General features: G+C 62.4%; 14 protein-coding genes, 1 tRNA gene and 3 pseudogenes. 7 read left to right on the top strand and 11 right to left on the bottom strand.

Annotation, left to right across the window (positions count from 1 at the left end):
- Positions 1–10 precede the first annotated feature (10 nt).
- The 6 genes and pseudogenes from AAAK34_RS13990 to AAAK34_RS13965 form a co-directional block, all read right to left on the bottom strand.
- Positions 11–1,009 carry a hydroxymethylglutaryl-CoA lyase gene (locus tag AAAK34_RS13990; RefSeq protein ID WP_231695858.1) on the bottom strand — a complete coding sequence of 333 codons (999 nt, stop codon included), beginning with the start codon at positions 1,007–1,009 and terminating at the stop codon, positions 11–13.
- Positions 1,006–2,213, bottom strand: a pseudogene (locus tag AAAK34_RS13985) (CaiB/BaiF CoA transferase family protein). The gene AAAK34_RS13990 and the pseudogene AAAK34_RS13985 overlap by 4 nt, the downstream one beginning before the upstream one ends.
- Positions 2,210–3,259, bottom strand: coding sequence for a cupin domain-containing protein (locus AAAK34_RS13980; protein ID WP_231695860.1), 1,050 nt, complete (start codon positions 3,257–3,259; stop codon positions 2,210–2,212). The pseudogene AAAK34_RS13985 and the gene AAAK34_RS13980 overlap by 4 nt, the downstream one beginning before the upstream one ends.
- A gap of 15 nt (positions 3,260–3,274) precedes the next feature.
- Positions 3,275–4,477: a 3-hydroxybenzoate 6-monooxygenase gene (locus AAAK34_RS13975; RefSeq protein ID WP_231695861.1), complete on the bottom strand. Its 1,203-nt coding sequence runs from the start codon at positions 4,475–4,477 to the stop codon at positions 3,275–3,277.
- 143 nt (positions 4,478–4,620) lie between these two features.
- Positions 4,621–5,628 carry a tripartite tricarboxylate transporter substrate binding protein gene (locus tag AAAK34_RS13970; RefSeq protein ID WP_231695862.1) on the bottom strand — a complete coding sequence of 336 codons (1,008 nt, stop codon included), beginning with the start codon at positions 5,626–5,628 and terminating at the stop codon, positions 4,621–4,623.
- 117 nt (positions 5,629–5,745) lie between these two features.
- The gene (locus AAAK34_RS13965) at positions 5,746–6,603 is read right to left on the bottom strand and encodes a fumarylacetoacetate hydrolase family protein (protein WP_231695863.1); all 858 of its coding nucleotides are present in this window, start codon (positions 6,601–6,603) and stop codon (positions 5,746–5,748) included.
- Positions 6,604–6,705: 102 nt separating this feature from the next.
- Between AAAK34_RS13965 and AAAK34_RS13960 the strand changes: the two genes are divergently transcribed.
- On the top strand, positions 6,706–7,665 hold the full coding sequence (locus AAAK34_RS13960) for a LysR family transcriptional regulator (RefSeq protein WP_231695864.1): 960 nt from the start codon (positions 6,706–6,708) through the stop codon (positions 7,663–7,665).
- Positions 7,666–7,761: 96 nt separating this feature from the next.
- Here AAAK34_RS13960 and AAAK34_RS13955 read toward each other — a convergent pair whose 3' ends face one another.
- Entirely contained in the window at positions 7,762–8,223 is a 462-nt protein-coding gene (locus AAAK34_RS13955; protein WP_231695865.1) for an Lrp/AsnC family transcriptional regulator, read from the bottom strand.
- Between the two features lie 116 nt (positions 8,224–8,339).
- On the opposite strand from AAAK34_RS13955, the gene mdeB reads away from it, so the two are divergent.
- Both mdeB and AAAK34_RS13945 read left to right on the top strand, forming a co-directional pair.
- Positions 8,340–10,946 carry an alpha-ketoglutarate dehydrogenase gene (gene mdeB, locus AAAK34_RS13950; RefSeq protein WP_231695866.1) on the top strand — a complete coding sequence of 869 codons (2,607 nt, stop codon included), beginning with the start codon at positions 8,340–8,342 and terminating at the stop codon, positions 10,944–10,946.
- A 112-nt stretch (positions 10,947–11,058) separates the two neighbouring features.
- Positions 11,059–11,787: an HAD family hydrolase gene (locus AAAK34_RS13945; RefSeq protein WP_231695867.1), complete on the top strand. Its 729-nt coding sequence runs from the start codon at positions 11,059–11,061 to the stop codon at positions 11,785–11,787.
- Between the two features lie 73 nt (positions 11,788–11,860).
- Here AAAK34_RS13945 and AAAK34_RS13940 read toward each other — a convergent pair whose 3' ends face one another.
- A complete protein-coding gene (locus tag AAAK34_RS13940; RefSeq protein ID WP_431777397.1) occupies positions 11,861–12,064 on the bottom strand; it encodes a hypothetical protein in 204 nt (67 codons plus the stop codon).
- A gap of 573 nt (positions 12,065–12,637) precedes the next feature.
- On the opposite strand from AAAK34_RS13940, the gene AAAK34_RS13935 reads away from it, so the two are divergent.
- On the top strand, positions 12,638–13,291 hold the full coding sequence (locus tag AAAK34_RS13935) for a hypothetical protein (RefSeq protein WP_231695869.1): 654 nt from the start codon (positions 12,638–12,640) through the stop codon (positions 13,289–13,291).
- A gap of 2 nt (positions 13,292–13,293) precedes the next feature.
- Positions 13,294–13,707: pseudogene (locus tag AAAK34_RS13930) on the top strand (IS1634 family transposase); the annotation flags it as partial.
- Positions 13,708–13,961: 254 nt separating this feature from the next.
- Here AAAK34_RS13930 and AAAK34_RS13925 read toward each other — a convergent pair.
- The 3 genes from AAAK34_RS13925 to AAAK34_RS13915 all read right to left on the bottom strand — a co-directional run bounded on the left by AAAK34_RS13925 (position 13,962) and on the right by AAAK34_RS13915 (position 16,612).
- Complete coding sequence (locus AAAK34_RS13925; protein WP_431777396.1) at positions 13,962–14,879, bottom strand: Bug family tripartite tricarboxylate transporter substrate binding protein; 918 nt, start codon at positions 14,877–14,879, stop codon at positions 13,962–13,964.
- Positions 14,880–14,968: 89 nt separating this feature from the next.
- Positions 14,969–16,018 (bottom strand): mandelate racemase/muconate lactonizing enzyme family protein, encoded by a 1,050-nt coding sequence (locus AAAK34_RS13920; protein WP_431777395.1) that lies wholly within the window; start codon positions 16,016–16,018, stop codon positions 14,969–14,971.
- Between the two features lie 517 nt (positions 16,019–16,535).
- Positions 16,536–16,612 (bottom strand) — tRNA-Pro (locus AAAK34_RS13915).
- A 237-nt stretch (positions 16,613–16,849) separates the two neighbouring features.
- Between AAAK34_RS13915 and AAAK34_RS13910 the strand changes: the two genes are divergently transcribed.
- The gene (locus AAAK34_RS13910; RefSeq protein ID WP_231695872.1) at positions 16,850–17,440 is read left to right on the top strand and encodes an SRPBCC family protein; all 591 of its coding nucleotides are present in this window, start codon (positions 16,850–16,852) and stop codon (positions 17,438–17,440) included.
- Between the two features lie 38 nt (positions 17,441–17,478).
- Positions 17,479–18,539: pseudogene (locus tag AAAK34_RS13905) on the top strand (XdhC family protein).
- The last annotated feature ends 217 nt before the right edge of the window (positions 18,540–18,756 follow it).

The following is an 18,756-nucleotide window of genomic DNA, read 5'->3' as shown; positions in this document are numbered from 1 at the left end:
TACGCCGCGATCATGCGCGCGCGCCCGCCGATTGCGCGTCGCGTTCCTGCGCCCGGGTCAAGGTGTCATTGAAATCGGCGGGCACTGGATAGTGCCGATCCGAAGGCCCGGCCATCAGCAACTGCCCAGGGACGCCGTGGCCCACCAGGGACGGCAGACCACGTGCGCACGCAAGCAAGGCACTTAGGTCCACGCCCGTGTCATAGCCCATGTTTTGCAGCATGTGCACCAGATCCTCGGTACAGATGTTTCCACTGGCACCTGGCGCGAAAGGGCAGCCGCCCAGCCCGCCAAGCGAGGCATCGAAGTGGCGCACGCCGGCTGCAAGTCCCGCCAGGACGTTGGCCAGCCCCATGCCGCGGGTGTTGTGAAAGTGGAGCGTGACCGCGGTCTTTGACCAGCGTTCCCTCAGGCCCTGACACGACTGGTACACCTGTGCGGGATTGGCCATGCCGGTGGTGTCGCACAACGTGATGCCGTTCACCCCCAGCGAGACAAATGCGTCGCCGATGGCCAGCACCTCCTGCGGCGCAACTGGCCCCTCCATCGGACATCCGAAAGCCGTGGAGACCGAGATGTTCACCGCCATCTTGCCCCGCACCTGCTCGACAATCGCGCGAAGCACCTGCAGCGACTGCGCACGCGTCATCCGGGTGTTGCACAGGTTATGGGTTTCACTGGCAGACACGACTAGATTGATCTCGTCGACCTCGCAGGCCAACGCCCGTTCGGCACCGCGTGCATTAAGCACCAAGGCCACATAGGTCACACCTGGCACCCGTTGAATCTGGCGCATCACCGCCTCTGCATCGCGCAGGGCGGGGATGGCCTGGGCTGAGGTAAAGGAGGTGACTTCGATTTTGTGCAGGCCAGTGCGGGCCAGGCCATTGGCCAGCTTCACCTTGTCGTCGGTGGGAACAAACACGGGTTCAATCTGAAATCCGTCGCGCAGCGCAACATCGTTGACAAACACGCGTTCGCCCACCATGGGCAAGATCCATTGATTCATGCGATGACTCCCTTGTCGCGCAGATCGGCCAGACTGCTCTCGCTCAGGCCGGTGCTGCGGAGCACTTCGTCGGTGTGCTCCCCCAGGCCCGGCCCCCCACCGTCGAATCCGCCGGGTGTGCGGCTCAGCTTCGGGACCACGCCCGGCACCTGAAGCTGGCTGCCGTCGCGAAGCTGGATGGTGCGCAGCATGTCACGCTCCTGGTAGTGCGGATCGCCCGCGATGTCCTCGATGGTGTAGATCTTGCCGGCAGGTATCCGCGCTGCGGCGAGCGCGTGCAGGGCTTCGTCGAGCCCACGCTGCCGCGTCCAACGCGCGATGGCAGCGTCAATCGTCGCCATGTGCCCCACACGCCCGGGGTTGCTGGCAAGTCTCGGATCACCGCCCAGGTCTTCGCGTCCGATCAGGTGCATCAGGCGCCTGAAGATGCTGTCGCCATTTCCGGCAATCAGCACGTAACGTCCATCCTCACAAGGATAGGCGTTGGTGGGAGCCACACCAGGTAACGTACTCCCGGCTGGCTGGCGCACCATTCGGTAGCGGTCGAATTCAGGCAGTGCGCCTTCCATCATGTTGAAGACCGCTTCGAACAGGGCAACGTCCACTACCTGGCCGCAGCCTCCCCGTGCGTCGCGGTGGTAGAGAGCCATCAGGACGCCTATCACACCATGCAATGCCGCCAGTGAGTCTCCAATGCTGATTCCTGGACGTACAGGTGGCTGGCCGGGGTGCCGGTGATGTGGCGCAGACCACCCATGGCCTCGGCAATGACACCGAAACCCGGCAGGTCACGCAGCGGGCCAGTCTGCCCGTAGCCCGAGATGCGCAGCATGATCAGCCGGGGATTCAGGCTTGAAAGTGTCTCGAAGTCCAGTCCCCATTGTTCAAGCGTGCCAGGGCGAAAGTTCTCGATCAGCACGTCAGCCTCTGCGGCCAGGCGTCGCACCAGTTCCTGTCCCTCGGGCTGCCTCAGGTCGAGCGCAACCGACCGTTTGTTGCGCGACTGTACGTGCCACCACATGGATTCGCCACCGCCCGCCGGAGTTCGCCAGCTGCGCAGCGGGTCGCCCATACCGGGAGGCTCGATCTTGATCACGTCGGCACCAAACTCGCCCAGCGTCTTGGCCGCGAACGGCCCCGCGATCAGGCTGCCCAGTTCGATCACGCGTATGCCCTGCAACGGGCGTGGACTGCCTGCGTTCATTGGCTTTGCAGTCCGCGGTTTTCGTAGACACCGAGCTTGCGGTGCAGAGGGCTCTCATCTGCGATGAAGACGAAGCTGGGCTGGTCTGGCTGGCGGTTGTTCAGAGTGACAGACGTGTACCCTGGCGCACAGCAGGTGTCTGACTCGGCCAAGGCAAATGTCTCCCCACCAACGAGCGCGTCCACGCACCCTTCGATAAGGTGGAACACACATGCGGGCGAACGCACGGGCAAGCACAGCGACTGGCCCGGGCGCAGCATCAGCGCATAGAAGCCGAGGTTGTTTTGCGGGTCGTGGCCGTTCTCGGGGTTGACGTAGCCGACCTGCACCGCCTCCAGCGCAGGCTGATCGGCACCGAGGGCCAGCAGCGCGGCACGCGCGTCGGCCCAGGGGTAGCGCAGCATGGGATAGGCCCTTGGGCTCCTCTCAAACAGAGGCGTGGGCACAACTCCGCCACGTATATATGCCTGCTCGCCGTGGCCCGGTGTGATGGCCTGGCGCTGACCTTCCACGCCGTACGAGGCCTCGGCGTAGTAGATGATCGGCAGGTCCAGCACATCCAGCCACACCACCGGCTGGTCGCCGGTGTGTTCGTGTTCGTGCCAGAGCCCGGTGGGCGTGAGGATCAGGTCCCCACGCTGCATGGGGCATCGCTCGCCGTCCACCGTGGTGTATGCCCCCTCGCCCTCAATCACCATGCGCACGGCGTTGGGTGTGTGTCGGTGGCTGGGTGCCCATTCGCCCGGCAACAGCAGCTGCATGCCGAGGTAGATCGCCGGGCTGACCTTCATGTTCTCCAGCCCGTGGCCAGGATTGGCCAGCACCAGCACGCGACGCTCGGCCTTCTCCATGGGTGTCAGCTCGCCAGCCTGCATCAGCAGCGGCCGTAGCGCGGCATACGCCCAGTGGATAGGACGGGTGTTGCGGCTGGGCACATGGGGTGGCAGCACCGCGCGCAGGCTGGGCCAAAGGGGCACCAGGTTCTGGGCGGTGAGCGCTTCACGGTAGGCCTGTGGCAGGTCTTCAAGTCGTCCGAGTGCTTGCATGATCTTGCTCCTGGTTCAGCCTTGCTGGAGGCAGTTGCTCTGGTTCCAGCCGTAGAGCCACTCGATGGCGTCGTAATAACGCTCCTGGCTGCGACCTTTCCAGAGACTGTTGCGCACCAGGCGCTGAACACCGCTGGCGTGGAAAAGGCGGCCCATTTCACGCCCGGACAGAACGATGCGCGCGGTGCGGGTGATGCGGTTTTTCTGGTACAGCTGCAGGGCCTGGTTCCAGTCGTTGCCGCAGGCGCGCAACGCTTCGCCCAGCGTGACGGCGTCTTCCAGCGCCATGCAGGCGCCCTGGGCCATGTACTGGGTGGTTGGGTGGGCGGCGTCGCCCAGCAGCGTGGCGCGGCCGAAGACCCAGTTATCAATAGGTTCGCGATCGGCCGTGGCCCAGCGTTTCCAGCTCTTGGGCAGTTCGATGAGCTGGCGCGGCAGGGAAGCAATGCCCTGGAAGTAGCTCTCCACCTCCTGCTTGCTGCCTTCGGTCACGCCCCACTCCTCAGTTTTGCGGCTGTGGAAGGTCACAACCACGTTGTATTGCTCGCCACCGCGCAGCGGGTAGTGCACCAGGTGGCAGTTGGGACCGACCCAGATGCTGGCGGCATTCCACTTCAAGTCCTCGGGGAAGTCGGCTTTGTCTACAACAGCGCGGTACACCACGTGACCCGTGACGCGCGGCGGGTCGTTCACGTACTGGCTGCGCACCACCGACTTGCCGCCATCGGCCGCGATCAGACCCAGGCCAGTCCAGCGCTTTCCGCGCTGGTCGATGACTGTCACAGTCTTGGTGGCCTCGTCCTGCTCAACCCGTTCGATGCGGGTGTCGGTGATGAACGAAACCTGCCCTGAGGCCTCGGCGCCGTCAAGGAGTGACTTGTGGATGTCCACGCGGTGGATCACCGCATAGGGGTTGCCGAAGCGCTTGCGAAACGCCTCACCAGTCTCGATGCGCCCCACAGGGGAGCCGTCGACAGCGTCGTGCATCACCATGCTGTCGGTGTACACAGCGAGCGCCCGGGCACGCTCGCCCACACCCAGTGCATCAAAAGCGTGAAAGGCGTTCGGCCCCAGCTGGATGCCAGCGCCTATTTCACCAATCTGGGGCGCTTGCTCAAAAACCTGCACCCGAAAGCCCTGGCGCACCAGAGCCAGGGCAGAAGCCAGGCCCCCAATGCCGCCACCGGCAACCAGAACGGGCAATGCGGTATCACTCATGTCAACGTCTCCAACAGGTTCGGAAAAAGAAGCGCGACCACGTGCACGCCCGCCGAATCCGGTTCGCAGCGGGAGCCATGGCGCGGCCTAGGACCGCATCAGCGGGAATCAGACCCGACGCCTATACGCGCCAGGGGCCGGCATCACTCCGGCCGGATCTTCAGTTTGTCGAGTACCGACTGCCAGGTCTTGCGGTCCTCATCGATGAATTGGGCCAACTCCTGAGGCGTTCCCGGTCGCGGGTAGGTGCCCAGCTCGTGCGACTTGGCCACGACGTCGGGCAGGCGCAGAACGTCGCCCACATCCTTGTTGACCCGAGCCACAGTGGCCGGGTCCAGGCCTTTCTTGCCAATCACGGCGAACCAGCCGCCGGCCACAGCACCTGGCACCGTTTGTTTGGCGAGCGGGAATTTGTCCAGCCCGGGTTCAGGGCGGTCGGCCATGGAGGCCAGAATGCGCAGCCGTCCGCCCTGGACGTTGCTGGCCACGACGTTGTAGGAGTCCACCATCATCTTGACCTGCCCGCCCAGGGTGGCCTGGATGCTTTGCGCGCCGCCTGGGTAGTGCACTTCCATGAACTGCACGCCAGCCTGCATGCCTAGCAGGGCCTGCGCCAGGTGAGGTGCGGTGCCTCGACCTACGTCGGCCACCTCGATACCTTGCGGGCTCGACTTGGCAGCTGCAATGAGGTCAGCCAGGGTTTTGTAGGGTGAATCGGCTGGCACCGCGAGGACAAAAGGCAACACGGCTGCCAGTGTGATGGGCACGAAGTCGCGGTGGAACTCGTACTGCACGCCCTTGATGAGGCTGGGTGCCACCGAAATGGCCGAGCCCTGCACGAACCCGAACACCGAGCCGTCGGCCGGGGCATTGAGGATGGTGTTCATGCCAATGACACCACTGCCACCCGGTTTGTTGTCGACCACCACCGACTGGCCCCACTTCTCGGCGAGCTTGACGCCGATGAACCGGATCAGGACGTCGGGTGCCGAGCCCGCAGGGAAAGGCACGACAAAACGCACCGGCCCTGTGGGCCATTTGGCGGCGTGTGTTGGGGCTTGAGCTTGCGATTGCGCTTGCGCCAGCGGTGCCAGGGCGAAGGTCGCAGTGGCCAGGAAGAGGGCGCGGCGGATGCGGGATGTGTGGGTCATGTTGTCTCTCTTGTGTTGTGGATTCAGATCGGGCGTTCGCGGGAATGCAGTCCATCTTTCTCGTTCGGTCGCCGGGTATCACTCCGTGGATGTCCGAGGCGAATCGACGCGCTGGACTCAGTCGTCGATGTCCACCGTCATGCGGCCCAGGCCGCTGATCTGCGCGACCATGCGGTCACCGGGGAAGACCTGTGACACGCCTTCCGGCGTGCCGGTCATCAGAATGTCGCCGGGCTGCAGGGTGTAGAAGGACGAGGCAAACTCAATCAGCCCGGCAACGCCGATGATCAGGTCGCGCGTGTTGGCCCGCTGGCGCACCTCGCCGTTGACCTCGATCAGGAGATCGAGCGTGCCGACGTCGGCCACCTCGTCGGCCGTGGTCAGCCAGGGGCCAAGCACGGTGTAGCCGTCCGGCGACTTGCGCATGCTGCGCTCCTCGGGGCCGCGCACCGTCATGTCCAGTCCAACGCAGTAGCCCGCGACGTGTTCGAGCGCCTGCGCGGCGGGGATGTTGCGCCCCGCTTTTCCGATGACGGCCACCAGTTCAATCTCGTGGTCGTTGCGGCGGTCGGGGCGAGCGATGCGCAAACCCTCGCTGGCGCCGACCACCGAGCTGCTGGCTTTGAGGAACAGACCCACGCGCTGGATCTCGCCAATCTGGTTCTGGTGATGAATGGCCTGGTCATCGCGCGCTTCCGCCAGGTGCTTGGCATAGTTCACTGGAGCGGCCACCACCTTGCCAGGGTTGGCCACTGGGCTCAGCAGCAACACGTCGGTCAGGGCATGACGGAGCGGCGCACCCTGGATCAGCTGTTCAATTTCGGCACGCACGGTGTCCAGGTGAGCAATCAGCAGGTCGTGTTTTGGCAGCGGGTAGCTGCAAGGCGGCAGGACCTTGAGCGCAGCGGTGACGTCAATGACCTCGTCGCCACGGATGAGGCCCAGTCGGTCATCGTTGAATCGGCAAAGTTGCATGCGGTGCTTCCAGAAAATCATCGAAGCCCGCACTGTAGAGATCGCCAAGTATCAATACAATGGAACAGAATTCATTCGACCAATCGAAATTCTTAATAGTTCATGGCGACGACAAGCGAGATTGACCTGCGTCACCTGCGCATCTTCACGGCGCTCTATGCCGCCAAGAACGTGACCCGGACAGCAGAAGCCGTCGGACTGAGCCAGTCGTCGGTCAGTGTGGTGTTGGCTCAGTTGCGCGAGCACTATGGCGACCCACTGTTCGTGCGCACCTCGGGCGGCATGCAGGCCACCCCACGCGCGGAAGCGCTCGTGCCGGTGATCCGCCAGGCCCTGCAGTTGCTGGAGCAAAGCCTGGAGCCATCGGCGGTCTTCGACCCCTCCAGCATCGCCCGCAGTTACCGCATCTGCATGACCGACGTCGGCCAGGTGACGCTGCTGCCTCGTTTGCTCTCACGCGTGCAGCAGATCGCGCCCCAAGTGCGCATCGAAGTCGGAAACCTCACCCACAACACCCCGCAGCAACTGGAGTCTGGCGAAGCCGACCTGGCCATGGGGTTCACCTTTGGCATCCGGGCTGGCTTTTACCAGCAGAAGCTCTTCGACGAGGGCTTCGCCTGCATTGCCTCGCGCACCCATCCGCGCACGGGGCAGCGCATGACGCTGTCCCAACTGGAGAAGGAGCGCCACGTGAAGATATTGCTCTTGGCCACAGCGCACTCCATCATCGACAAGTTTCTCGAGCGCCGTGGCGTGCACAGGACGTTCGCACTCGAAGTGCCGACCTTCCTGGGCTTGGGCCAGTTGGTCGCCAACTCGGATCTGTTGGCCATCGTCCCGCTGCGACTGGGCAACATCTTTGCGGCCGAAAGCGGTGTGCAGATCGTCTCTCTGCCGGTGCGTTTTCCAAGCTACGCGGTCAACCAGTACTGGCACGATCGTTACCACAGAGACCCCGGCAACCTTTGGCTGCGTTCGGTTGTGTACGAAACCGCCAACGCCCTACCGCTGAAGACGGGGCAGTTCAATCAGGCAGAGATGACGCGCACGGGAGCCGAGTGACTGATGTTGATGTCTTTTGCGATGCACGCATCCTGAATATCTTGAAGGCGTTGCTGAAATCCAGGCGCAGGGGGTGTGACCGGGTATGTTGGCGCGCTAAGCCAAGGGCAGCGCGGTCTTGTAGCGCACCTGCTTGAGCGCAAAGCTGGACCTGATTTTTTCCACCTGCGCGATGGGCGAAAGCTGCTCCAGAATGAAGCTCTCCAGCGCGGGCATGTCGGGCACGGCCACCCGGATCAGGTAGTCGGCATCACCGGTCATGAGGTAACACTCCATCACCTCGTCACGCATGGCGATGCGCTGCTCGAAGGCCTCCAGCGCCTCGCGGTTTTGCTGCTTGAGGCTGATGGAGATGAAAACGTTGAGGTGCAAACCGAGCTGCTTGGCGTCCAGGAGCGCCACGTACTGGCGGATCAGGCCACTGGCCTCCAGCGCTCGCACGCGCGCCAGACAGGGCGAGGGCGACAGGTGTACCCGCTTGGCCAGCTCCACATTGGACAGGCTGGCGTCGTTTTGCAGCTGTTCAAGAATCCGTTTGTCGGTCGCGTCTAGGTTCATTGTGCTGTGAAAGCTTTAAATTTCGGCGGATTATGCCGTGAAGGGCGTCTTTTACATGAGGATCAGGCAGCACCTGCCAGCGTGTCTTGTCTACAGTCCAGGTATCAGGAGCCCCCATGACAGACGTTTCTCAGCAGCTGTTCTTCAACGCGGAACAAGCGATCGACACCGACCCCGCCGAGACCCAGGAATGGCGCGACGCCTTCCTCTCGCTGGCCGCATCCCAAGGGCCAGAACGCGCCCGCCAGATCCTCAACGAACTGGCCCGCCTGGCGCGCAGCCAGCGCGTGGGCTGGACGCCCGAGCTCAACACGCCTTACGTCAACACCATCGCCGTGGAAGGTCAGCCGGTGTTTCCGGGCGACCTGGCCATTGAAGAGCGCCTGGCTTCGCTGATGCGCTGGAACGCGTTGGCCATGGTGGTGCGGGCCAACCAGGCCTACGGCGAACTGGGCGGCCACATTGCTAGCTATGCCAGCGCCGCCGACCTGTTCGAAACAGGATTCAACCACTTCTTCAAGGCCGGGCGGCAGGGTGACCTGGTTTTCTTTCAGCCGCACAGCGCCCCGGGTGTCTACGCCCGCGCCTTCCTGGAGGGCCGCCTGAGCGAGGCGGACCTGCTCCACTACCGCCAGGAGATCACCGCCCCCGGAGAAGGCGCGCGCGGCCTCTCCAGCTACCCCCACCCGTGGCTGATGCCCGACTTCTGGCAGTTCCCCACCGGCTCCATGGGTTTGGGGCCCATCAGCAGCATCTACCACGCGCGTTTCATGCGCTACCTCAGCCACCGCCAGTTGCAAGACTGCAGCGCGCGCAAGGTCTGGGGCGTGTTCGGAGACGGCGAGATGGACGAGCCCGAGAGCATGAGCGCGCTCACCCTGGCCGCACGCGAGAAGTTGGACAACCTGGTCTGGGTGGTCAACTGCAACCTGCAGCGCCTGGACGGCCCCGTGCGCGGCAACGGCCGCATCATCGACGAGCTGGAAAAACTCTTTGCCGGCGCCGGCTGGAACGTCATCAAGCTGGTGTGGGGCAGCGACTGGGACGGCCTGTTCGCGCGTGACACCAACGGCGCGCTCACCCGCGCCTTCGCCAACACCGTGGACGGCCAGATGCAGACCTTCGCCGCCAAGGACGGCCGCTTCAACCGCGACAACTTCTTCGGCCAGAACCCCGAGCTGGCCGCCCTGGCACAGGGCATGACCGACGAGCAGATTGACCGCTTGAAGCGTGGCGGGCACGACCTGGTGAAGATCCACGCCGCCTACGCCGCTGCGGCCGCTCACACCGGCCAGCCCACCGTCGTCCTGGCCCAGACCAAAAAAGGCTACGGCATGGGCAGCGCGGGCCAAGGCAAGATGACTACCCACAGCCAGAAGAAGCTGGACGAGACCGACCTGATCGAATTTCGCAACCGCTTCAACCTGCCGCTGACCGACGCGCAGGCCACCGGCCTGGCCTTCTACAAGCCCGCCACAGACAGCGCCGAGATGCGCTACCTGCGGGAACATCGCGAGCGCCTGGGCGGCAGCTTGCCCCAACGCGAGACCGCCTGCGACGTGCTGCCCGTGCCACCGTTGACCGACTACGGCCAGTTCGCGCTGGCCGCCGACGGCAAGGAGATGAGCACCACCATGGCCTTTGTGCGCATGCTGGGCAACTTGCTCAAGGACAAGGCGCTGGGCCCGCGCATCGTACCCATCGTGGCCGACGAGGCGCGCACCTTCGGCATGGCTAACCTGTTCAAGCAGGTCGGCATCTACAGCAGCGTGGGCCAGCGTTACGCGCCCGAAGACATTGGCTCGGTGCTGAGCTACCGCGAGGCGCTGGACGGGCAAATTCTGGAAGAAGGCATCAGCGAGGCCGGGGCGATTGCCAGCTGGACGGCAGCGGCCACCAGCTACAGCGTGCACGGCTTGGCCATGCTTCCCTTCTACATTTACTACTCCATGTTCGGCTTCCAGCGCGTGGGCGACGCCATCTGGGCCGCAGCCGACCAGCGCGCACGCGGCTTTCTGCTGGGTGCCACGTCAGGGCGCACCACGCTGGGCGGCGAGGGCCTGCAACACCAGGACGGCAGCAGCCACCTGATGGCCGCCACCATCCCCAACTGCAAGGCCTACGACCCGGCGTTTGCCGGCGAGCTGGCCGTCATCATCGACGCCGGTATGCGCGAGATGCTGGTCGAGCGGAAGGACGTGTTCTATTACGTCACGCTCATGAACGAGAACTACGCCAACCCCGACTTGCCCGAAGGCGCGGCCGAAGGCGTGCTCAAGGGTGGTTATCACTTCGGTAGCTATGGCCCACAGGACGGGCAGGGCGGCCAGCGCGTCACGCTGCTCGGCTCAGGCGCCATCCTCACCGAGGTGGTCAAAGCCGCGCAGCAACTGGCCGAACATGGTGTCGGCGCCGATGTGTTCAGCATCACCAGCTGGAGCGAGCTGGCCCGCGAAGGCGAGGCCAGCCACGATGCCCAGCGCAGCCCCTACATTGCGCAATTGCTGGCAGCCAGCAGCGGCCCCATCATCGCCGCCACCGACTACGTGCGCGCAGTGCCCGAGAGCATCCGAGCCTACCTGCCCGCTGAGCGACGCTACAAAACCCTGGGCACCGATGGCTTTGGCCGCAGCGACACTCGGGCGGCGCTGCGGGCGTTCTTCCAGGTCGATGCCGCCAGCATCGCGGCGGCGGCGACTTCGATCTTGGGAGCTGCGGCATGAGCGCAGTAGAAGTGAAGGTCCCGGACATCAGTGATTTGAAGGACATCGCGGTCATCGAAGTGTTCGTCAAGCCTGACACCGTCAACAAGCCATCGGTTATTCTCTCCGAGACATGAGTACCCTTGGCTCCCATTCCCTTGCGGCGTTCGATCCTGGCCGTGTTCGCGCGATCACGCTCGACCTGGACGACACGCTCTGGCCCATCTGGCCGACCATTGCCCGTGCCGAGGAAGTGCTGCAGGGCTGGCTGGGCGAGCACGCACCGGCCACAGCGGCTCTGGCCACCGACCGGTCAACGCTCCGGGCCGTGCGTGAGCAGGTGGGGCGGGAGCGGGCCGATCTGGCGCACGACCTCAGTGCCCTGCGGCGCGAGAGCATTCGCGTGCTGCTGCAGCGGGCCGGTGACGATCCGGCGCTGGCCGAACCTGCGTTCGAGGCGTTCTTTGCGGAACGCCAGCGGGTGGAGCTGTTTGAGGACGCCCTGCCGGCGCTGGAGCGCCTGAGCGCCCGCTACCCCGTGGTGGCGGTGTCCAATGGCAACGCGGACGTCCACCGCGTAGGCATTGGCGGGCACTTCAGGGCGGCCATCAGCGCGCGTGAGTTTGGGGTCGGCAAGCCTGACACCCGGATCTTTCTCGCGGCGGCCGATGCCGCCGGCGTGGGCCCCGGGCAGGTGCTGCACATCGGAGACGATGCTCACCTGGACGGCGTGGGCGCCCTGCGTGCCGGCATGCAACTGGCCTGGGTCAACCGCTCGGATCACCTCTGGGAGCACGAGCCCTTGCAGCCCCACCTCACCATCAACGATCTGCGTGACCTGTGCCGCGCCTTGTCCATCTGAACAAAACCAGTCAGGGGCAGTCGGTTCGCGTGCCGCGGCTGGCTGCCCGGCAGGCTTCCCGGAACTGCCGAAGCTACCCCTCGCAGCGGCTGAGCACGCTGTCGGCGGGGTAGGGGCCTTGCGTCGTCACCGGATCTTCGATGCCGCTGGGCATGCCCGTCAGCAGGGCCAGTCCCTCGCCATGCTGGTTCAACGCCCCCGTGACCGCGATACCCTGACGCAAGGGCACGTTCGACGGAATCTGGTGTCGCGCTCGGTTTTCCTGAGGGTGAATCAATAGGACGTATTACCGGAATAAGCGGTTAAGTTCAAATAGTGGATTTTCCGGTACTTACATCCCGGTGCCCGTATCGAGCATGGGGGTGCTCGATCTGACGGCAGTGAGCCGCGTGAGGACGACCCTTGGTGCATCAATGGCATCCAAATCGCTGGCGCGCAGAATTCCTCTCTGGTCGGCCAGGTCAAGGACGCGCTGGGTTTGGGATTCGGAAAGCAGGCTGCAGCATGTTCCGTTATTTCGTCGAATGCAAGCAATCGACGTGAAATTGGAACAAACGACCTTTGGGTTTGATTTAGTCCAAAAATACGCTCTGACATGCGCCAGATGGCCATGGGTCAGGTTCGGCGTGGGTGCATTGACAGACAGGCGTAAGTCGTCAACGCAAACGGATCACGGAAACGACTTGAGACGCTGCCGCTTGAGCTTGCGCCAACCCGCTTGCGAGCATCGGGCTGCACAGGGCTTCACGTTGGCTGGGTAGTGATCCGCGGTTTCCGGACTCTCAATACCCGTTAATGTTAGTGAGTCTTAACGTTGGGTGTGTAACGTGATTGGGCAAAGGAGAAGCCGATGACACAGCCCATTGAAGAACTGTTCCCTGACCTGACCCGAGGCATGACCAGCCCGTGGCACCATGCCAGCCTGCGTGAGCGCATCGGCGCGCTGCAAATGGTCTTTTCTGACCGCTTCGGTCTTGTGCTGGGGTGGCTAGAGCTGGAGCGGGCAGGGTGGCCCGATGACGCCCGCAGGGTTGAGCTACTGGAGTGGAGCTTGAGGCATGGGCGCCCGCACATTGACCTGTGGCCGATAGCAACACCGCTCGTTGATGCGTCGCTGTTGGAATTCTGGCGTGAATTGGAGTGGCGCGAGAACCCGGCCACACCGATAGAGCTGGTGTGCCCAGAGTTGATGGACTGGCCGCCAGCACGCGGTCACTGGGGCACGTTGGACACCCCTGCCAAACTGCGACGCCTGCGGCTGGTGTTCTATGAGCAGTTCAAAGGCTGGTACCGCTTGGGCACAAACGCGCACCTCACGCCGGAGAAGCAGATCGAACGGCTGGAATGGAGCTTGCGACATGAGACCCTGCACACCGGGCTTGAGGCATACACACTGGCCGTGTTGCCCGACCAGGTGCCAGAACGCGTGCAGGGCAGAAAACCCAATGCCGCTCCGCGTACGCGGCGAAACGTTGTAATGCTTCGGTTCGTCAGGGAGCTTTGACGGCGCGGGCGCAGATGATGGATGGCAAGCTGCTGTTGGTCACCAACGTGGCGGACCTCAGCCCTGCCGAGATTGTGCAGCGCTACAAGAGTCTGGCCGACATCGAGCGCGGCTTCAGAGTGCTGAAGTCCGCAATCGAGATTGCGCCGGTGTACCACCGGCTGCCCGAGCGCATCCGTGCGCATGCCAGCATCTGTTTCATGGCCCTGATCCTGTACCGCGTGATGCGCCTGCGGCTGAAGGCCGCTGGCCACAGTGCGTCACCTGAGATGGCCCTGACGCAACTGCGGCGCATTCAGCGGCAAAGCGTGTCAATCAACGAAGGCGCGCCCATCGCAGGCATCTCCACCATCCACCGAGATCAGGCCAGCGTGCTGGCCGCACTGAACGTCAGGAGCCCGAACCCAGACACCTAGTTAAGCCTCTTGTAGTGGCAATTTGAAAACGATTTCCAAGAAAATCAAACACTGACAACGCTTCGTGTCGAACTCGGGGGCGCCAACTGGCTGCCTGCAACGATGGTTTTGATAGTTGCCAGTGCTTGACGGACGTCGGCTTCAGGCACTTTCACCCAAAAAAAGGCAGCCAGCGCTGGAGTCGGCCCTGCTGCCCATCAAGTGCTGACCCCGCCAGTCACTGGCGACCGCACATCGGTTTTCTGTCCGGCTCGTCAGGCGTCCAGCTGGATGCCTTGCTTCTCGATCAGGTTTTTCCATTTGATGGAGTCTTTCTCCATCTTCGCCTTGAATTCGGGCGCCGTCATGCTGACGGGGCTCCAGGCGTTCTTGTCCAGACGCTCGATGAACGACGGGTCGGTCGACAGCGTGTTCGCAAACTGATTAATTTCGTTCACGATCTCGGCCGGCATGCCTTTGGGCCCCAGGAGGCCCACCCAGGACGTGGCCTCATATTGCTCGAAGCCCTTGGTTTCCGACACGGTGGGCGTGTCCGGCAGAAACTTGGTGCGCCTGGCGCTGGTCACTGCGATGGGTTTGAGCTTTTTCGACGCGATGTGCGGGAGCACGATGCCCAGCGGCGACGACAGCACGGGAATCTCGCCCGCCATCACCGGCACCAGCGACGGGCCGGAACCCTTGAAAGGGACGTGTGTGAGGCTCAGGTCGGAATTCGTCTTGATGAGCTCGATCACCATCTGTGTCAGCGTGCCCGCGCCGCCGGAGGCGTAGGCCAGGCCTTTTTTGTCCTTGCGAGACAACTCGATCAGCTCGGCCAGGCTGTTGCACGGAAAGTTGGGGTGCACGGCAATGACCTGCGGGCCGGAGGACAGGCAGGCAATGGGCGTGAAATCTTCCACCGCCCTGTAGGTCAGCCCTTTGGCGAGGTGCGGGTAGATCAAGTGCGCGTCGGCCGCCATGAGCAGGCTGTAGCCATCGGGCGGTGCCTTGGCCACGCCCACGGCGGCAATGGCGCCAGACGCACCGGTCTTGTTTTCCACCACAAAGGGCTGTTTGAAATGCGTTTCCAGCCGCTGGGCAAACAGCCGCGCCAGCACGTCGGTGCCACCGCCTGCCGCAAAGCCGACAAAGATCTTGCTGGCCTGCGTGGGATAGCCGGGTGATGCCGCCAATGCACCCAGCGGAGCACACAGGGGGCGATGCCCAACATCGAAAGAATCTGACGTCTCGTGTTCATGATTTACTGCGTTCTATGAAAAATTCAGGATTTGTGAAATGGCACACCGGTGCCCACACCGGGAGGCACGTGCATGCAGCCGTTCACGACTACCAACGAAGGGTCCAGCCCGTCGGCGAAAAAGTCGGAGGTGGCCAGCCCGGAATCGAGCCCGGGCGTTTGCACGACTGCGGCGCAATGCAGGCCCACGGCCAGGCCGACATTCGCTTCCATGTTCGAGGTCAATATCGAATCGACCTGCCGCGATTTGGCAAAACGCGCCACGTCGAGCAACCGGTCCAGGCCACCCAGGCGCTGCAGCTTCAGCACGAAATAATCTGCCGCCTGTTTTTCAATGGCGAGTTCGGCCGATTTCAGGTCGATGATGCTTTCGTCCAGTGCGATGGCCACACCGGCGTATTCGCGCAGGCGCCGGTATTCATCGAGCGACGTGCCTGACGGCAGCGGTTCTTCGCAATACTGGATCTGAAACGGCTGCAGGCTGCGCAGATGCTCTGCGGCCCAGGCCACGTCCCACGACTGGTTCGGGTCAATGCGGATTTTCAGATCAGGAAACGTGTCGCGAATCGCCACAATGCGCTCGCGGTCAGCTTCCAGGTCTTTGCCGCATTTCAGCTTCACGGTCGAGATGCCGCGGCCCACCTGATACTTGGCGGCGTCGACGCACTGCTGTGGGGTTTGTTCGGTGATCAGGGCATTCACCGGCACGGTGTCTGACACGCCTGTCTGCCCGGCAAGCAGGTCGCATAGCCGCAATCCTTTTTTTGCTGCGGCATGGCTGAACCAGGCCGACGAAACGCCGCAGCGAATCGCAGGCGGGCATTCGCGCTCATCCAGACGTTTCAGGAAATTTGCGTCTAGCGGATCAAGTCCATCACACAGCAATTCGCATTGCTGGGCAAATTTCACTGGGTCGTGAATCACGTTAGGCAGCATCGCAGCCTCACCCAGGCCGATGGCGCCTTCGGCTTCGATTCTTACTACAAAACCAACCCGGTGCGTTTGCACACCTTTTGCCCATCGGTAGGGCTTTGCCAGTTTGATTTGATAGGGGTAGACGCTGAGGGGGCTCACCAACAACTTAATTCTGCGATTATGACTTGGTGGTTTATATCTCAGGTCTTGGTTGCGAGGGTATTCCCTAAGAATTGCTTTCTGTTTTTGTAATGCGGGCGCAGTGCTTGGAGGGTTTATCCGCGCCGTGTTGCCAGCGTTTGCTCTGTCGCGGCGACCGGCGCACACGCTGTGCTAGTACCCAGCGGAGATGAGCACGCTTCAGGCATTGCACGCGAGCAGCTGAGGGGTGGGATGGACAAGCCGGACCAACTGGCTGAGCGGTGACCCGTGTACCAATGTCTGGTTCGGTGTTGTATGTATTGCCGGTGTGAATGCGAATAATGTCATCCGATTCATCTTACGTAGCCTGTCCGTAGAGTCCTCAAGCGTCTTTGATTGAGTCCCTCCGCTGTGGGATTAGGCTGGCGGGCCAAGCGCCGTTACAGGCTTCGCGGCGTTTACCCATTTGTTTACCCATTGGGCACGGCAACAAAAAAGGACTTAGCCCCTTTCGAAGCTAAGTCCTTGATATAAATGGTCGGCGTGGCGGGATTCGAACTCGCGACCCCTTGCACCCCATGCAAGTGCGCTACCAGGCTGCGCTACACGCCGACAAGCCTTAGAGTATACCGCGTTTTTTTAGGCGTTTTCAGGCAAACTTCAGGATTCTTCGCTTGATAGTGAAACTACGGGCCGTTGCCTCCTTCACCATTCATCTTTAGCCAGGCTTTGCGCGGTGCAAGCGCTCTCCGTTCATGTGGGCGCCTAAACTCAGAAAACGGCATCGATGACGGGTAGTATCACCTTTGAGATCCCCACAACTGAACTACAACACTACAGGAGACCCGCATGGACATGCAAGGTAGTCGTCAACTCGCCGTCACTCAGCAGCAAGCCTGGGAGGCCCTCAATGACCCGGAGGTGCTGAAGGTATGCATTCCCGGTTGCGAAAAAATCGAGGCCACGGGCGAGAACCAGTATGCCGTTACCAACGCGATCAAGATTGGGCCGGTGTCGGCACGCTTCAACGGCAAGATCAAGTTGACGGATATTGACGCACCCAACGGCTACTCTCTTCTGTTTGATGGGCAGGCAGGCGCCGCGGGTTTCGGCAAGGGAACAGCCAAGGTAACGCTGGTACCGCAAGGCGAGGGCTGCGAACTTGGCTACACCGTGAATGCTCAAGTGGGCGGAAAAATCGCTCAGGTAGGGCAACGGCTGATCGACGGGGTGGCCAAGTCGATGGCGGAAGATTTCTTCAAGCGCTTTGATGAGGAAATGCAGCGGCGCTATCCGCCACCAGCAGTTCCGGAAGATTCAACGGCTTCAACAAGTCCAGCTGATGCGCAACCTGCTTCGAAGGCAGTGCCCTGGTGGGTTTGGGTTGCGGCTGCTGCGGTGATCGCTGTAGGCTATATGTTCATGAAGGATCTGGGTTAGGCATTCTCTCGTCCCATGGAGGGACCAAGGAGGCGATCATGGAAAACTTGGACGTTACCGTCTTGCGTGCCCTTCGCGATTGGAGGGCAGCAGGCCAGCATGTGCTGATGGCGACCGTCGTCCGAACCTGGGGGTCTTCGCCGCGCCCGGTGGGCTCGATCATGGGGCTCGCGGAGAATGGTGCGGTGGTCGGCTCTGTTTCGGGGGGTGTATTGAAGACGATCTGATCGTTCGTTACACCCAGGCCGCAGCGGCAGATGCGATCAAAGCGGGCGATAGTGGCGCACCCCAATTCGTTAAGTACGGCATTACCGCTGACGAGGCTCATCGCTTCGGCCTGCCGTGCGGTGGCACCCTGGAACTGCTGCTGGAGTTTGATCCCGATGCGGGCACTCTGTCTGAACTGGTGAGCGCTCTGGAGGCGGGGCGGTTGACGCATCGCAGTGTGAACCTGCTTGATGGCACGGTCACACTGGAGGCCGCGCAGGCGCCAGCAGAACTCAGCTTGAATGAAACGCGGCTGGTCAACACTTTCGGCCCTGAGTACCGCATGCTGTTGATCGGCGCTGGCCAACTGGGCGAGTATTTGGCCACCATGGCGCTGTTTTGCGGCTTCGAAGTGACCATATGCGATCCGCGCGAGGAGTACAGAGCTGCATGGAGTGTGGCTGGCGTTCGGGTACTCTCGACCATGCCAGACGACACGGTGATCGACTTCAAGCCCGATCGCCGCAGTTGCGTGATTGCACTCACGCACGATCCCAAGCTCGATGACCTCGCCTTGCTTGAAGCCCTGCAGACCGAAGCTTTCTACATTGGCGCTATTGGCAGCCGACGCAACAATGCCGCACGCCGTCAGCGCATGATCGAGCATTTTGATCAGACTGAAGAGAGTCTGCAAAGGCTACGGGGGCCGATTGGGCTCTATATTGGTAGCAAGACCCCGCCTGAAATAGCGGTGAGCATCATGTCAGAGGTGCTGGCGGTGAAAAACGGCGTGCCATTGCCGCCTGCCTTGAGTGTGGAGCATATGAAGAATGCGCAAGGTGGAGATGCTGGGCAAGTGAGCGGGGATCAGGTGGCTTGTTTTACAGGTTGAGTTGAGAATTTGCTTCAGAAGCGGATTTAGCCGCGAGATGCTTCCGCGCGGTGAATAGCGATGTTTCTAGCACGGGCTTTTCGCCGCCAAAGAGGTTGTCGAAAAAGTGGTTCTTTGAACGATTTCCTGAATAGCCCTCCCTCGCTGGGGGGTGGGGGCTCTCGGGGTATGTCATAGTCAGTGTCTCATTTTGGCGCTGTGCGTGCCCCCATCCCAA

Origin of the sequence: Ottowia caeni (genome assembly GCF_050821495.1) — a bacterium.
Classification (GTDB): Bacteria; Pseudomonadota; Gammaproteobacteria; order Burkholderiales; family Burkholderiaceae_C; genus Ottowia; species Ottowia caeni.
This window is presented reverse-complemented; position numbering and strand designations above follow the sequence as displayed.

What these genes read in the sequence shown, in the direction of transcription:
- AAAK34_RS13990 (WP_231695858.1), bottom strand. Translation starts at nt 1,009, where the DNA reads ATGAATCAATGGATCTTGCCCATGGTGGGCGAACGCGTGTTTGTCAAC.
- AAAK34_RS13980 (WP_231695860.1), bottom strand. Translation starts at nt 3,259, where the DNA reads ATGCAAGCACTCGGACGACTTGAAGACCTGCCACAGGCCTACCGTGAA.
- AAAK34_RS13975 (WP_231695861.1), bottom strand. Translation starts at nt 4,477, where the DNA reads ATGAGTGATACCGCATTGCCCGTTCTGGTTGCCGGTGGCGGCATTGGG.
- AAAK34_RS13970 (WP_231695862.1), bottom strand. Translation starts at nt 5,628, where the DNA reads ATGACCCACACATCCCGCATCCGCCGCGCCCTCTTCCTGGCCACTGCG.
- AAAK34_RS13965 (WP_231695863.1), bottom strand. Translation starts at nt 6,603, where the DNA reads ATGCAACTTTGCCGATTCAACGATGACCGACTGGGCCTCATCCGTGGC.
- AAAK34_RS13960 (WP_231695864.1), top strand. Translation starts at nt 6,706, where the DNA reads ATGGCGACGACAAGCGAGATTGACCTGCGTCACCTGCGCATCTTCACG.
- AAAK34_RS13955 (WP_231695865.1), bottom strand. Translation starts at nt 8,223, where the DNA reads ATGAACCTAGACGCGACCGACAAACGGATTCTTGAACAGCTGCAAAAC.
- mdeB (WP_231695866.1), top strand. Translation starts at nt 8,340, where the DNA reads ATGACAGACGTTTCTCAGCAGCTGTTCTTCAACGCGGAACAAGCGATC.
- AAAK34_RS13945 (WP_231695867.1), top strand. Translation starts at nt 11,059, where the DNA reads ATGAGTACCCTTGGCTCCCATTCCCTTGCGGCGTTCGATCCTGGCCGT.
- AAAK34_RS13935 (WP_231695869.1), top strand. Translation starts at nt 12,638, where the DNA reads ATGACACAGCCCATTGAAGAACTGTTCCCTGACCTGACCCGAGGCATG.
- AAAK34_RS13910 (WP_231695872.1), top strand. Translation starts at nt 16,850, where the DNA reads ATGGACATGCAAGGTAGTCGTCAACTCGCCGTCACTCAGCAGCAAGCC.